The 15,057-nt window shown below is 40.6% G+C and carries 14 protein-coding genes; 12 read left to right on the forward strand and 2 right to left on the reverse strand.

Going from position 1 to position 15,057, the window contains the following annotated elements; all coding sequences use genetic code 11:
- Positions 1 to 24 precede the first annotated feature (24 nt).
- Positions 25 to 579 carry a glutathione peroxidase gene (locus AC27HD_RS02910; protein ID WP_487103641.1) on the forward strand — a complete coding sequence of 185 codons (555 nt, stop codon included), beginning with the start codon at positions 25 to 27 and terminating at the stop codon, positions 577 to 579.
- Between the two features lie 476 nt (positions 580 to 1,055).
- Complete coding sequence (locus AC27HD_RS02915; RefSeq protein ID WP_487103643.1) at positions 1,056 to 3,254, forward strand: fasciclin domain-containing protein; 2,199 nt, start codon at positions 1,056 to 1,058, stop codon at positions 3,252 to 3,254.
- Positions 3,255 to 3,328: 74 nt separating this feature from the next.
- Here AC27HD_RS02915 and AC27HD_RS02920 read toward each other — a convergent pair whose 3' ends face one another.
- Positions 3,329 to 4,576: a cystathionine gamma-synthase family protein gene (locus AC27HD_RS02920; protein WP_487103645.1), complete on the reverse strand. Its 1,248-nt coding sequence runs from the start codon at positions 4,574 to 4,576 to the stop codon at positions 3,329 to 3,331.
- A gap of 102 nt (positions 4,577 to 4,678) precedes the next feature.
- The gene (locus tag AC27HD_RS02925) at positions 4,679 to 5,365 is read right to left on the reverse strand and encodes a 1-acyl-sn-glycerol-3-phosphate acyltransferase (protein ID WP_487103646.1); all 687 of its coding nucleotides are present in this window, start codon (positions 5,363 to 5,365) and stop codon (positions 4,679 to 4,681) included.
- A gap of 164 nt (positions 5,366 to 5,529) precedes the next feature.
- On the opposite strand from AC27HD_RS02925, the gene AC27HD_RS02930 reads away from it, so the two are divergent.
- The 10 genes from AC27HD_RS02930 (at position 5,530) to AC27HD_RS02975 (ending at position 14,639) form a co-directional block, all read left to right on the forward strand.
- Positions 5,530 to 6,336, forward strand: a complete 807-nt coding sequence (locus AC27HD_RS02930; RefSeq protein ID WP_487103648.1) for an NRDE family protein — start codon at positions 5,530 to 5,532, stop codon at positions 6,334 to 6,336.
- A gap of 170 nt (positions 6,337 to 6,506) precedes the next feature.
- The gene (locus AC27HD_RS02935) at positions 6,507 to 7,697 is read left to right on the forward strand and encodes an amino acid aminotransferase (RefSeq protein WP_487103650.1); all 1,191 of its coding nucleotides are present in this window, start codon (positions 6,507 to 6,509) and stop codon (positions 7,695 to 7,697) included.
- A 408-nt stretch (positions 7,698 to 8,105) separates the two neighbouring features.
- Complete coding sequence (locus tag AC27HD_RS02940) at positions 8,106 to 8,909, forward strand: TIR domain-containing protein (RefSeq protein ID WP_487103652.1); 804 nt, start codon at positions 8,106 to 8,108, stop codon at positions 8,907 to 8,909.
- A 115-nt stretch (positions 8,910 to 9,024) separates the two neighbouring features.
- Positions 9,025 to 9,759, forward strand: a complete 735-nt coding sequence (locus AC27HD_RS02945) for a hypothetical protein (RefSeq protein ID WP_487103654.1) — start codon at positions 9,025 to 9,027, stop codon at positions 9,757 to 9,759.
- A gap of 607 nt (positions 9,760 to 10,366) precedes the next feature.
- On the forward strand, positions 10,367 to 10,546 hold the full coding sequence (locus tag AC27HD_RS02950) for a hypothetical protein (RefSeq protein ID WP_487103656.1): 180 nt from the start codon (positions 10,367 to 10,369) through the stop codon (positions 10,544 to 10,546).
- Between the two features lie 120 nt (positions 10,547 to 10,666).
- Entirely contained in the window at positions 10,667 to 11,695 is a 1,029-nt protein-coding gene (locus AC27HD_RS02955) for a hypothetical protein (RefSeq protein ID WP_487103658.1), read from the forward strand.
- Between the two features lie 148 nt (positions 11,696 to 11,843).
- The gene (locus tag AC27HD_RS02960; RefSeq protein WP_487103660.1) at positions 11,844 to 12,323 is read left to right on the forward strand and encodes a hypothetical protein; all 480 of its coding nucleotides are present in this window, start codon (positions 11,844 to 11,846) and stop codon (positions 12,321 to 12,323) included.
- Between the two features lie 214 nt (positions 12,324 to 12,537).
- Positions 12,538 to 12,777, forward strand: coding sequence for a hypothetical protein (locus AC27HD_RS02965; protein ID WP_487103662.1), 240 nt, complete (start codon positions 12,538 to 12,540; stop codon positions 12,775 to 12,777).
- Positions 12,778 to 12,893: 116 nt separating this feature from the next.
- Positions 12,894 to 13,415, forward strand: a complete 522-nt coding sequence (locus AC27HD_RS02970; protein ID WP_487103663.1) for a hypothetical protein — start codon at positions 12,894 to 12,896, stop codon at positions 13,413 to 13,415.
- A gap of 108 nt (positions 13,416 to 13,523) precedes the next feature.
- On the forward strand, positions 13,524 to 14,639 hold the full coding sequence (locus AC27HD_RS02975) for a hypothetical protein (protein ID WP_487103665.1): 1,116 nt from the start codon (positions 13,524 to 13,526) through the stop codon (positions 14,637 to 14,639).
- The last annotated feature ends 418 nt before the right edge of the window (positions 14,640 to 15,057 follow it).

A 15,057-nucleotide genomic window follows, 5' to 3' on the forward strand; every position in this document is an offset into this window, starting at 1 on the left:
ATGTTATGTCAGAGGGTACGAACAATGAAATTGAAAGGAATTACTGCAGGTGTTGTCACCATAGCTGCTTTGCTTTTCCAGCCGGTGATGGCAAACGAATGTCCTAGTGTATTAAAGTTTATGAAGCGTAAACTGAATTCTCAAGAAACCGTTAATTTATGCGATCAGTATGCTGGCAAGGCCGTTCTTGTTGTTAACACGGCAAGCTATTGTGGTTTCACACCTCAATTTGAAGGACTAGAAGCCCTATACAGCGAATATAAAGACGATGACTTTGTGGTATTAGGCTTTCCATCTCACGACTTTAACCAAGAAGCAAAAGACGAAGGCAAAACGGCGGAGCTATGCGAGCTAACCTATGGCGTGAAATTTCCAATGTTTGAACCAACGTCAGTGCGCGGCGACGATGCAGACCCAATGTATCGCATGTTGAAAGCAGCCACAGGTAAGTCACCGTCGTGGAACTTTAATAAGTACCTGATTGATAAAACGGGCACTAAGATAACGCACTACCCAAGCTCTACAAAGCCAACCGATGCCAGCTTTGTGGCAGATGTAGAAGCATTAATTAACGACTAACCCAGCGTTTAAACCAGTCAATTAAACTAGTGCCAATCAAGCATAAAAAAGCCCCGCTACATTGGCGGGGCAAGAAACACACTCAACTTGGAACACACATTTTGAAACAGAAGAAAAATTAACTTTCTGTTCACACACACTTGTTAGTCCTCACGAATTAGAAGTAGTTCAATATTTCTTTATTTTTTCCTCAAAAAGCCATTTCAATACTAAAAGAAGGCTCACTTCCTTTAGTTCTAAATTCATAAAAATACGAACCAGAAAAACCAAGACCATCAATATTAAACCTTAATATCAGTACTATAGATGTCTTTTAATTTATTTTCGCTTTCTTGTACGGCTCTTAAAATTGATGATTACAAGCCGGTTTAATCTTTAAAATTAAGAAGTTTTAATCATGCTACTTTAGTAGAACTTTATAAATAAAGGTTGCGTATCACCTCTCGTAACGTTTGTTAATAAAAGGAAAATTAAGTATGAATTTAAAAGTGAAAGTAGCTTTTTTGGCGGTTCCGCTCACCCTTTCGGGTTGTTGGTTAGATGATGACGACGACTCACCAGCACCACAACCTGTTCCACCACCAGAGGCAACGACAATTGTTGATGTTGCTGTCGCAGATGGAAACTTTACGACGCTAGTTGCAGCCCTGGAAGCGGCTGATCTAGTAACCACACTTGACGATGAAGATGGTACCTTTACTGTATTTGCTCCTACCGATGATGCTTTTGAAGCGCTTGGGCAGGAAACAATTGATGCATTACTTGCAGACACAGATACACTTGCCGACATCCTCACTTATCACGTTCTTTCGACAGAAGTTAATGCCGAAGCGGCGATTGGGCAAGCGGGAAGTTTGGTTGAAACAGTTAATGGCGACTCAATCGCCCTTTCACTTTCTGGCGATAACCTTTTAGTTAACACTGCTACTGTGACAATGACCGATATCGCAACAGACAACGGTATCATTCACGTAATAGATGCCGTATTGATGCCTCCTGAATTTGTTGACGCGAGCGACAGCACAATAGCGCAAGTTGCTGCGGGCGATGAGCAATTTTCTACATTAGTAGCGGCTCTGACTGAAGCTGATTTGGTGAGTACCCTTGATAATCCTGATGCAACGTTTACAGTTTTTGCGCCAACAAACGATGCCTTTGATATGATTGATGAGGGCACACTGGCTGCTTTGCTAGAAGACACAGATGCGTTAAGTGCAGTATTGCTACAGCACGTAGTGGCTGACGTGGAAGCGGATAGTGTAACTGCGTTTTCTCTAAACGGCACCAGTATAGAAACCGTTTCAGGCGCATCTGTACCAATTTTGATCAACGAAGAAACTGACTCGTTGACCGTGGGCGGCGCTACTGTTGTGGTATCAAACATACAAGCAAACAACGGTATTATTCACGTAATCGACACGGTTATTGTAGGCGATGTTGAATTACCTACTCCAGCGATGTCGATTGTCGATGTTGCAGCAGGAAACGAAAACTTTTCAACGCTAGTTGAGTTATTGCAGTCGACTGGTTTAGACACAACCCTTGCTGACACTTCAACAGAGTTTACTGTTTTTGCACCATCAAATGCAGCATTTGATGCTGTTGATGATGCGACCTTAGATGCACTTGCGCAAGACGCTGATGCATTAACAGAAGTTCTCACCTACCACGTAGTTCAAGGTGCAACAGTACTTCAAGATGGTGCGGTTCAAATAGCTCAATCGGCTGAGAACAAAGTAGAAACAGTAAATGGCAGCGAAGTCGCTTTATCGCTATCAGGAACTGACCTTTACGTTAATTCATCACTTGTGTCTCAAACCGATATTATGGCTGACAACGGAGTAATTCACGTTGTAGACCAAGTCATACTGCCAATTGAAGAGACGGATGCAAGTTCGCAAACTATCGCAGATATTGCTGCGGGCAACGATGATTTCTCAACACTTGTCGCAGCATTAAGTGCCGCAGATTTAGTTGACACGTTAGATGATGAGACGGCAACTTTTACCGTTTTCGCTCCAACCAACACTGCATTCGATAAAATAGAAGACACTGCACTAAGTGGTTTGCTCGCAGATACCGACGCACTATCACAAGTGTTACTCCAACACGTAATTGCTGACGCAGAAGTAGGCGCAGTAGATGCATTTGCTGCTAATGGAACTGCGGTAGATACAGTATCTGGCGAAGATGTTGCAGTAGACATTATAAACTTTACGCAAGGTGAAAATACTCAAGACGACGAAGTTGCCTATGACGTTGCAAACGGTCGTTTGGTAGGCGGTGCGGGAAGTGACAATGCAGGCTTTACGCTTTACACTTTTGACAATGACCTTGGCAGTGCAACGAGTAACTGTAATGATGCATGTGCAGATACTTGGATGCCGCTTTTGGTCACTGACGCAAACGCTTCAGGAACGCCTGGCCTTTCATCGGTAGAGCGTAACGACGGCAGTGTGCAAGCTACATTTCAGGGCCGCCCACTTTATTTCTTCGCTAATGACAGCGCAGCGGGTGAAAACTCGGGTGATGGTGTAAACGATGTGTGGTCAAACGTAACCCTGCCACAAACAGCGTTGATGGTTGAAGGTGCAATAGTAACGACAACTGATATTAAAGCTTCAAACGGAACACTTCATATCATAGAGAGTGTTATTACCGAAACTTTGAACTAGTAATACGTTATCATAACGCAAAAAGGGGGACGCAATGCGTCCCCCTTTTTTGTATGTGTTGTGTTGCCTAACTACTAGCTAGCTACTGCATGTAGCGCATTTCTAAAGTCGGCAATAAGGTCGTCGGTATCTTCAATACCCACTGAAATGCGAAGCATGTTGTCTGATACACCCATCTTCTCTCGCTCTTCAGCGGTATTTTCAAAGTAGATAGTAGGCGCTACTGGTAACGCCAGTGTTCTATTGTCACCCAAATGCGTGGCGCAAATTACCAGCTCCATTTCGTTTAAAAACGCTACTGGGTCGATATTACCCACTAAATTAAAACTTAAGATGGCACCGTAGCCATTACTCAACTGCTCTCGAGCCATAAAATGCTGTGGATGGTCAGCAAGACCAGGGTAAAAAACCTCACTCACGCTGTGGTGGTTATCGAGGAATGTGGCTAACTTTAACGCGTTCTGCTGACTGCGCTGAAGGCGAAGTCCAAGGGTTTCCATGCCTACTGCAATGGCGGTGGCCGACTCTGGCGCAAGTGTAGCGCCTAAATCTCTCAGGCCCTTTTTCTTAATTTGTGTAATTCCCCACTGCGCCGTGTCGGCTACCTTGTAAGCGGGTTTAATATTGCTGTATTTTTCCCAGTTAAAATGACCGGTATCGGTAACAGCACCACCAAGCACGTTGCCGTGACCTGCAATGTATTTAGTTAACGAACAAAATATCAGTGACGCTTTATAATCTTTTGCGTAACAAAGCGGAGGCGGCGTCATTGTATTATCAACCATAAAGAGAATGTGCTTCTCTTCACAAAACTGCCCTATGGCATGCAAATCTGAAACTTGGGTAACCGGATTGGCCACGGTTTCACAGTAAACCCCTTTAGTATTGGGCTGGTATGCATCCACAACCTGTTCAATATCGGTCACATCGGTGTAAGTCACGTGAATACCGAAGTCTTTCAAGGTTTCAAAAAAACTGCGCGTATTACCAAACAGATACTGACTAACAATAAGATGATCGCCTGCCTTAAGCAGCGCAAACAAGGTGCTACTGATGGCTGCCATTCCCGTGCTAAAGCAAAGTGTGCCCACTCCCCCTTCTAGCTGATTAAGCATGTTTTGCAACGCGGCCACAGATGGTGACGAAGAGCGAGAATAAACATGCGCGGCACGTTTACCCTGAAAGGCATCAATAATGCCTTGAGCATCTTTAAATTCAAACAGCACAGAATTTGATGTACTAGTATGGACACCGCCGTGTTCTGGCGTGTTAAGCATGCGATCGGCATGGACTTGTCGGGTAGTGAATCCCTGTTTTGTCACGGGTAAAACTCCGGTAGTAAAGTTACGCGCCGACCTCAAAATTTACCAGATAGCAAATCGATGCAGTGCGCATAGAAAAAGCCGTGGTGGTTTTCAAGTGGGCTATTGAGGCCGTGTTATGCATTTTTCTGGGTATTTTGGGCAAACATTATCATAAAATGTATAGATAGTTTGCATTTGTTCATCAATGTTTTCGACCTTTTGAATGACGGGGCCAAAACGGATTATTTTAGTGCGATAATCTAGCGAAAGCAGCTGAATGGGTATATCCGCCTCTCTCGCAATGTGCAGAAAACCTGTTTTCCATGGGAAAATTGGGCTTCGCGTACCCTCAGGTGCCAGAGCCAATACTAATTCATCAGATTGTTTAATCTTTTCAACAATACTGGTTACCACCCCGTGAGCCTTACTGCGCTTAATGGGAATGCCGCCCAATTTTTTAATGATGTACCCGAGTGGCTGAACAAAAATGGTGTGTTTGCCGAAAAAATTCAATTTTAAACGCAGCGAAAACACCACAAACAACCCAATGAAAAAATCCCAATTGGTTGTGTGAGGCGCAACCGCCAGTATGGCTTTCTTTTGATTGATAAAGGCCCCTTCTACACGCCAGCCCCGTTTGGTAAGCACAAAGGCAGCAAATGACGATAACCAGTGCGGCCACTGCCGTGGTATGTGCTCGTGTATCTCAAGCTCATTGATTTTTAAATTGGTTTTTATGCTGGCGCTTGTGTTGGAAGCGCTTTTTGCCTCGTCTTCTTTCTTGTTGAGAGTTTTATTGCTATTCATTTTTATTATTCTCATACTGCTCAAGGCGTTAAGAGTAATGAAAATCAAAACGCAAATCTACGATTAACGGCAAGCGCACAGTAAAGCATAGGCTAAAACGACTCGATTACAGCGCGATAGTACGCACAGACAGGCGATACTGGCATACCGAATAAGGTGTAATTATGTGTATTTTATTTATTGCTCGGCAGCAGCATCCTCGCTACCCGCTCATTATTGCGGCGAACAGAGATGAGTTTTATGCAAGACCAACGGCTCCTGCTGCATTTTGGGACGATGCCCCCTCTATACTGGCGGGCAGAGATTTGGAAGCAAACGGTACATGGATGGGCGTTACACGAAGCGGAAAAATTGCGGCAATCACCAACGTACGTGCCCCGTCTGAAGTGCGCACAGACGCCACTTCCAGAGGTGAGTTAGTAACTAACTGGCTGAAAGACGATAAAGCTCAAGTTAATGGGCATCTTACGGAGCAGTTAACGGAGCAGCTAACCGAGCAGTATTTACAAACGCTGAGAGACACTAGACACCACTATAACGGTTTTAACCTGGTGTTTGGTAACGCAAATGCACTCCATGTTTACAATAACGTGAACAACTCTGTACACCCTATAAAACAGGGTGTGTTTGGTCTTTCAAATGCCGACATTATTACCCCATGGCCAAAGGTTACCCAAGGTGTAACAAGTTTAAATAAGTACGTATCTCAGCACGACACTATAGACACCGAAGATTTGTTTGCGCTATTGCGCAATGAGGACAAAGCAGACGACCAACACCTTCCTAGTACGGGCATTGGTTATGAATGGGAAAAAGCGCTGTCTTCCATTTTTATTAATATACCCAGCTACGGTACGCGAACATCCACTATTTTGCTGGTTGATAGTAGCGGCGAACTCAGCTTTAAAGAACGAACCTTCACTGAAAAGGGAGAAGCAACGCAAACACGAGAATTTTCCTTCAAAATTTAACGGGTTTGTAGAATAAATCTTTCGAGGTTTACAAAATTCGATATTAAATTGAAATATTTTCAACGAATAGGTGTCGTTTTTTGTATCAGCAATGGCATAATGCGTGCCTGCTAGCATTTGCTTTCCATAATTTGCAGACCACTATTTGCATACCAAAGTGAGGACATATCGTGTTTGAAGTATTACCCTATCTTGCCCCAGATCCAATTCTTGGCCTTTCTGCTTCTTATAAAGAAGACACCAACCCGAGTAAAATAGACTTAGGTGTTGGCGTATATAAAGATGAGCAAGGTAATACCCCTATTCTTTCGAGTGTGGCAAAAGCACAACAACTGTTACTAGAGCGCGAAACCAGTAAAACCTATATTACTCCTCAGGGTAACCAGGGTTTTATTGATGGCATGCTTTCGCTACTACTTGGTAAAAACAGCCCGGTACTTATGGCCGATCGCGTTGCTGCCGTTCAGGCTCCAGGTGGTTGTGGCGCCCTTCGCATTCTTTCCGAGCTTTTAGTGCGTTGTAACGACAAAGCAAAAGTGTGGGTAAGCGACCCAACATGGGCGAACCATATTCCGCTTATCGGCTCTGCGGGTTTAAAAATAGAAACGTACCCGTACTTCGATAAAGCATCTGCAAGCATTCGCTTTGACGCCATGATGGACACCCTTCGCAACGTAAATAAAGGCGATATAGTGTTACTTCACGGCTGCTGCCACAACCCAACCGGTGCAGACTTAACCAATGCACAATGGGATGAAGTATTAGCGGTTGCTAAAGAACGTGAATTTTTACCGTTTATCGACGTGGCCTATTTAGGCTTTGGTGAAGGGTTAGAAGAAGATGCCTACGGTATGCGCCTTCTTGTTGAAAACCTTCCTGAGGTTATTGTTGCTGCATCATGCTCTAAAAACTTCGGTTTATATCGCGAACGTGTTGGCCTTGCCGCTATTGTTACCCAAGACACAGCAACCCGCAAAATTGCGCAGGGACAAATACAGTCAATTGCTCGCGCTATTTACTCAATGCCACCAAGCTACGGCGGTGCACTTGTTGACTTAATACTATCTGACGAAGCCCTTAACAACGAATGGGTGACTGAAGTGAATGAAATGCGCGACCGAATGAAAACGTTACGTGCGATGCTGGTGCAAAACCTTCATGACAACGGTTCACCAAAAGACTTCAGCTTTGTAAACGACCAAAAAGGTATGTTCTCGTTTTTGTGCATCACGCCTGAGCAAGTGCGTGAAGTAAGAGAAAAGCACAGTGTATACTTTGTAGATTCAAGCCGCGTAAACATTGCTGGAATCAACAAAAACAATGTTGAAACCTTAGCAAAAGCATTGGTTTCTGTTCTTTAGTTCAAGGCTATTGATGCATAAACTTAAAACTACAGTTTAAGCTAAATGAAAAGCCGCCGCGTTTGATAACGCCGCGGCTTTTTTGATCTCCTCCCCCTCACCTATAGCTTGATAGCAACATTTTTAAATCATGCCTCTTCGGATTTCATTCTCCATATAGCGCTTTTATAGTTTTGAAGAAAATAAGAAACCAGCGCTAAATACACCAAAAGAAACTGCAACCCGATTTGGTATTTTTAAAACCTGAGTTAAAAACGACAAATCATAATTTACTTTACGTACTAGTGAGTTATAGTAAAAAACAATATGGATAAATAAACAAAAAGCTCATAATGGTGTGTTTAAACAGACCGATTTGAGGCCTAGTAGACTGTTATGCGTCTCTTACAAATTTAACAAGGAGGTATTTTGAACGTTTTTTTAAGTTGGTCAGGTGAAAGAAGCAAGCGAGTTACAGAATTGCTCGACGAGTGGTTGCAGTGCGTGATTCAAGCTTGTGATCCTTGGATGTCTAGTAAAGATATTGATAGAGGATCTCTTTGGTTTACTGAAATAAATAATCAATTGCAGAATACAACTATTGGGATTATTTGTTTAACTCAAGAAAACCTTACAAAGCCATGGATTTTATTTGAGGCAGGAGCTCTCGCAAAGGGACTATCAACATCTAGAGTCTGTACATTTCTAATCGACCTCGAACCAACAGATGTATCGACACCATTATCTCAATTTAACCATACCATTCCAACGAAAGAAGGAATATGGGAGTTAGTCAGAACTTTAAATACATCATTAAAAGATAAGGGATTGAAAGAGAGTATTCTAGAACAGGTCTTTGAAACTTATTGGCCATCATTTGAAAAAAAATTCAATGATATTATATATTCAACAGAGGTCGCTGGACCTGTAATTAAACGTGATGAAGATGATATTTTAATGGAAATTCTTTCTGCCACACGGTCTATGGATAGAAGAATAAGAATGCTCGAAGGTAAGACATCCAAATATATTAAATCTAGCACGGGCAATTTCTCAAAAATTAACAACGATCCATTTATGTTGCAAAACTTAATAAAAAAACTCTTGAAGGATGATGTACCTAAAAGTGCAATAGTCGACATAGTTGGATCAGAGTTAGAGATTCCATCGTTTTCAGCTTTAGAATTAGTTAATGCCGTAATGGAAGAACTAGTCAAATCGGACGACGCATAACAAACCGCTGTAGTCGGTCGCAAGCTCCCTGGGACAATAACATGTGGGCTCAGTCGCTTCGCTCTAATTTTAGCCCGCGTGTTGTTGGCCCTTAGCGGGGCGTTAGAAGGTAAGAATGGATACTAAAGAATCTATCGCGAAGGAAGTGAAGGATCTATCCCAAGAAGGTGTAGAACTTGCGCAAGCCTTCCAAAAAGAAGATGAAAAACAGAACTTTCCATATGACTATCAGACTTGGTATACAAAGTCTTTAAGGGTGGTAGAGGTTCTTGCTCCAGATCGATACCAAGAGTTCAAGTCTTACTACGAAATTGATTCGAAGAGAAAAAGCCTGGGATATGGAACTTATGTCATTCAAGATTTTTTAAAAGGTGTTGCTCCTTCAGCACACCGAATTCATGATTTTGATACGCGATCACAAACTCTACAGAATGTTTTTAATCAACTAACTCTCCTAAATGCTCTATCGAGTCGCGTTGACTCTGTTCTAGCTAATATCGACACTGAGCTTCTATCAGAAATACAAGATGCGGAGCTAGAAACTGCAAAAAAATTATCAAAAATTAGCTTGCGAGCAGCAGGGGCACTTACAGGTGTAATTATTGAGCATCACCTCCAGAAGTTGGCAGATAATCACGGAATTAAACTTCGAAAGAAAAACCCTACAATCAGTGATCTAAACGATCCACTTAAATCGGAAGGTATATTTGATACTCCAACATGGAGGAAGGTTACTTACCTTGCCGATATTAGAAATATTTGCTCACATAAAAAAGATTCAGAACCAACTAAAGAGCAGGTAAATGAGCTAATCGAGGGGGCAAATTGGTTAATCAAAAATACCTTCTAACAAGTCAATCAACTTCGCGCCTTCGGCGCCGGCCGCAGCAAAGCTGCCCCGGTTATTGAGGCCTTAGCTTTTAAAGGATTATATTAATGAAGTATGTAGTTTTGATTGTATCGTTATTAATTATGGGGGGCTGTACATTAATCTCTGAACTCAATGTGAGTCGAGCTGATATACAAAATACTGGGCAAAGTCATAGTGTAACGTTTAGTGATTATGGCAGTTGAATAAAGTTCGACGAAACTCGTGGTTTACATAAATATGTAGCTTATATTGGTGGTTTTGGTGGCTGTAAACGTTCAGTGCTTATTTATTCGAAGCCTGAAATGGATAAGTATATTTTTGATAATGATTAAATAGATTATACGGTCGTTGAAATTCACCATATAAAGAGTCCGCCAACAAGATGTGAATTGTAAATTTAATTCAAATCGCAAAGCTAACAAACAACTGTTGGCACTCACTGCGTTCGTTGGGCGTTATATGCCAAGGAGTATGGTTCAAGCATGAAAGTCCAAATCAAGAATATATCGGGTCATCAAACAAGTAAGGTTTTCGCGTTAACATTTGCCATATTAATGATTCCGTTTAGTCTTATTTCGGTTTTTTTATGGCTCCAGAATTGAAAACAGAAAGCGGTGAAACGATGCCTAACTTTCCATTTCTATTTTTTGCTTTAGCTCCTTTATTTTATGGCGTTATGTTTTACTTCATGCAAAGAGTGTTTTTCTGGGCATATAATCTAGTCGCTAAAAAAGTTGGTGGATTTGAATTTGAGACAAATGAGTAATTGGCAGATAACAAGCCAATCAAGCGGGACTAAAAACAGTTTGCTCGGTTTCGCTTTGCTACACATTTTAGCAAACAATTTTTAGCCCCTTAATGGGGCGTTAGGCATCAAGGAGGATTCGTGCCGTTAATTAATTTCCCATCCCAATGCAATGTTCAAGCGATTTTTGATTTTTGCTCAAAAATCGAAGAGTGCGCCGGTGAAGAAGAAGTAACGATCGACTTTTCAAATATGGGAAGAGTTGAGCCTTTTACTATGGTTTATGTAGCCAAGTTTATTCGTGATTTCAATAGGCGAAACAAAGAAACTCGAGTTATGTGTCGTGGACACAAAGAAAAAGACTATGCTGCAAACATGGGCTTTTTTAGGGCTTTTGGTCTAAAACATGGAAGAGAGCCTAATTGTGTCGATGGCAATGACCGATTCGTACCATTCACAATATTAAGAGTGCAGACAATTATAGACGAGGCATCCGCTGAATGGGAAGCTGGACAAAATGTAATAGAGCGGAGGTCGGAACACTTAGCCAAGATACTATCGCAAGAAGAGCACGGCGATTTAAACGATGCCTTAACTTTTTCTATTCGGGAAATAATGAGAAACGTCTACGAGCATAGTAATTCAAAAAGTCTCGAGTACTGCGCTCAATATTGGCCATATTATAACAAAGTTGAAATTGCAATTGTCGATAACGGGAAAGGCTTGAAGGCTTCGCTTAAGGACAATCCTCATATAGAAATAGAAAGCCATTGTGACGGCATCCAGCAGGCTTTGATGCCTGCAATTTCAAGTAAAAATTATAAAGGGGTAATAATTGATACAAAGGACCCTTGGCATAATTCAGGTTTCGGTTTGTATATGATAAATCGTATTTGTCGTTTAGGTGGCAGCTTTCTTGTTTGTTCAGGTGATCATGCAATTAAGTTAGACGATAACGGCAAGACGCATATAGATCTACCTCACCTTTGTAGGGGCACTGCAGTAAGAATGGTTTTAAATACGAGCCGACTAACGGCTCTAAGTGATATGCTCGCGAAATTCAGAGACGAAGGGTATGAAGTCGCGAGGCAAATTAAAGGTGTTGGAATGTACAAAGCATCAGCAGCATCTCAAATGCTTTCAAGAGATTTCGTGAAAAATGATGCCTAACAAACGCGTTAAACCTCGCTTTGCTCGTTGGGCCAACTACTCGTTGGCTGGCGATTCGCGCAAGTTTAGCCAACAAGTAGTTGCCCTTTATGCGAGGCGTTATGCGTTACTACCCAAATTATTTATATCATTATAAAAGGAAGCAAAGTTGGACACTAAAGAAATATTAATGACGATCGCTGCATGTTTATCACTTATAGCATTAATTGTAAGTTTTATGAGTTATCGAGTAGCAAATAAAAACCAAAAACAAAGTCAAAGATATTTTGATATAGAACACTCAAATACTCTGATTTGTAATTTAAAAGTAGAAGAAGTAAAGGGGCAAAGTTTAAAAACTAGTTTTAAGGTTTTAAACCACGGTAAAAATAGTATAACAATTAATAAAATACAGCTTTCTGGGCGTGCAAAATCATCTGTAGGCGATGACTACGGTATTTTGAATGATACATTAGGTTCAGATGGTACTAAAACAATAGCACCTGGAGGAGATGTAGATTTTAAAGCCAATTTTATAATTGGTTACGGCCAGTTGAAAACGATTGAATTATCTGCATTCGTTCAAGGGATTAATTCTAAACATAAAGAGTTTAGAATCGCTATACCTGTCTATGTCACGTACGCATAAAAAGCTGTTAAACAAGGGCAAAAGACAGTTAATACGGCGTTAGGATACTTACGATGATTTATGAGCCTAAGGTTGTAAAAGCAGAGAGTGATTTCGAATCAGACGCTACAGTAGACATTGATGAAATTACATTCGACAAAAATGCTTAAACATCTCTATTAAATCGAAGAGTTGGAGTATAAGAGTTCATTTCGATGCTATTTATGGTTTTAGAGTGCTTGATGAAGGTGATTTAGGCGAGTTTTGGAGTGCGTGTAACTTAAAAACTTGTTGGTGTTTTGAAGTAATCGACGGTGGCTGGAATGCACTAGAAAAAAATAGAAAACACTTCATTACTGGTAAGCTATATCAGCCGAGGGAATATCTAATTACTGGTTTAAACGAGTTTGTTTCGGTTTTAGCTTTTGAGCAACCAAAGGAAGTAAAAACATCGTCTTCTAACAAACCACTGTAGCCACTCGCGGGCTCGCTGGGACACAAACACAGCGCGGCTTCGCCATTATACCGCTGCATTTGTGCCAGTTAGCTTAGTGTTATACGGTTCTCAAGTTTTGGAGTTTAAGTAAAAAAATGCTCGATCTAAATGATGATCTGAAAAAAATAAAAACTAAAGTTTTAGTTATGTCTGGGATATCGCTATTTATTGCCTTAACCCAAGCCTTACCTCAGAAAGTGGCGATCCTTGGTTTGGATTTATCCAAGAATGAGACTATGGCAGGTTGGTTTGTTTTGGCTGTTACCGCATATTTCTTAATAAGTTTTATGTTTTTTTCAATCATTGAAATAATTCAGTATTACCTTCCAACTTTGATTGCTCGAAAAACTTTAAAAACCACAGGGAATACAATCGGTTTAACTGCAGATGAATGCTTTCCTGATCACGAACATCAATACTATGATGAATATGCCGGGACAACGAGCGCTGAAATGAACGATATAAAGCGAAAGAACCAAGAAATTACCGATAGATACAAAAGTAACTTTGTTCAAGTTTCTAATTTAATAAAATTGACCACTGATTTTGTATTTCCAATTGTATTTAGTTTAATAAGTTTAAAGCTGCTGTCTTGCTTTTTATTAGGTCTTCAATAAAACCATATAACAAGCAAATCAGTCAGGACAAAAAACAGCTGGCCTCGCTCGTGCCTCGCACAGTAAAGCCAACTACTTATTTGGGTGTTAGGCACAAGGAGGTAAACGTTGAATATTGTATTTCTCTTCAATTCAGATCATGAATCACTAAGTGGTTATTATGGACCAGAGGTTATGGAGTCCATATTAAGTGCAGGTGTTCTACAAAAATCAAACCGAAACATAAGAGTATCAGTCGGTGATATCCTTACATACGGGGCATGTGCAGGGAAAACGTACAAAGAATTAAGGCTATTATGTGAAGACGTCTATACGCCAATTAATTATAACCAATTGATCGTTGAACGTTTGAGTAAAACCTACACTGAAGCAACCGTTTATAGCTGGTTATTTCAAAATATGACGATAGAAATTGCTGATAAATTGAATGCATATTTAATTGAGAATGATAAAACATATTTGGGGGCAATGGATGTTGATTTCTCACATCCAATTCACTTAAGGTTTTTCCGTAATTCATTGATTGAAAACTATCGACTCCAAGGAACTAAGTGCTCAATTTTTTATATAATGTCGAATAATGAAGATCCAGATCAAAGTTTAAAGTCCGACTTCGAATCAGCAGGTTATGCTGTTATTTATGAAGATATTGGAGCACGAAGAACTTATTTTGATAATTATGACAAAATAGAGCACTTTAAAAGAGTTGAAGATTTTCGAGATGCTTTTGCTTCTTTCGAAGGAATTAATACGGACATTACCGATGATGTCATTGCCTCTTTAGAAGAAATTCACCCCAAATTATTCGATATTTTTGCAGCTGCTTCTAGAACACTGGCAAGGGCTGAAACTGAAGAAGATCTAGCTCAAGCTTCTTTATCAGGAAGGAGAATACTGGAAAAACTAGCTGACTATCTATACCCACCTTCGAAAACAAAATATAAAGACCGAAGAGTCGGTAATGCTGAATATAAAAATCGACTTTGGGCATATATTGAAATGACTATTGAAGAAAGCTCCAGTGATTTAAGCCTGTTGACAGTTTTAGGTAAAGAAGTGGACAGATTGATAGAGTTGTTTAATAAAGGACTACACGCTAACCCTACAAAGTTAAAAGTAGAAGTATCTTTTAGAGATTTAATTTATTGGATACAAAAAGTTATAGATTTATCGCCAGAAAAAGTAAGAAAGCCATATTTGGCTTACGAAGGCTCATTATATTAATCGTGTTGTTCCTAACAAGTCACTTAAAAGGACAAATAACAGTTGGTTTATGCTCCTTCGTCGCTTATTTTAACCAACTGTTATTTTCCTCTTAGTGAGGCGTTAGATGCACAAGGTAGCATATTGAATTTATTAAAATGTTTTGTCATTTTTGCTTCGTTGCTTCTAATTTCTTGCACTACCGGTCAACTTTACTATGTTGACCCGCAAGGTAATAAAAAACGTGGCTGTGACGTTGAATTTGTAGGCTTACCAAGCGTTGATAAGTACGCTGTAGAGTAAGCTTTAAGTCTGTGTGCAAAAAGTATCGTCAAAAAGGGACACTCGATAACTGAGACTCATTTATTAGAAGTTGATACGACTATTCCCGATGCGCCATGCGGTGAGACATGGACGCACCGCTTAGCAAAACAAAAGT

It is taken from the genome of Alteromonas sp. 4NS20-0143 (genome assembly GCF_057542855.1).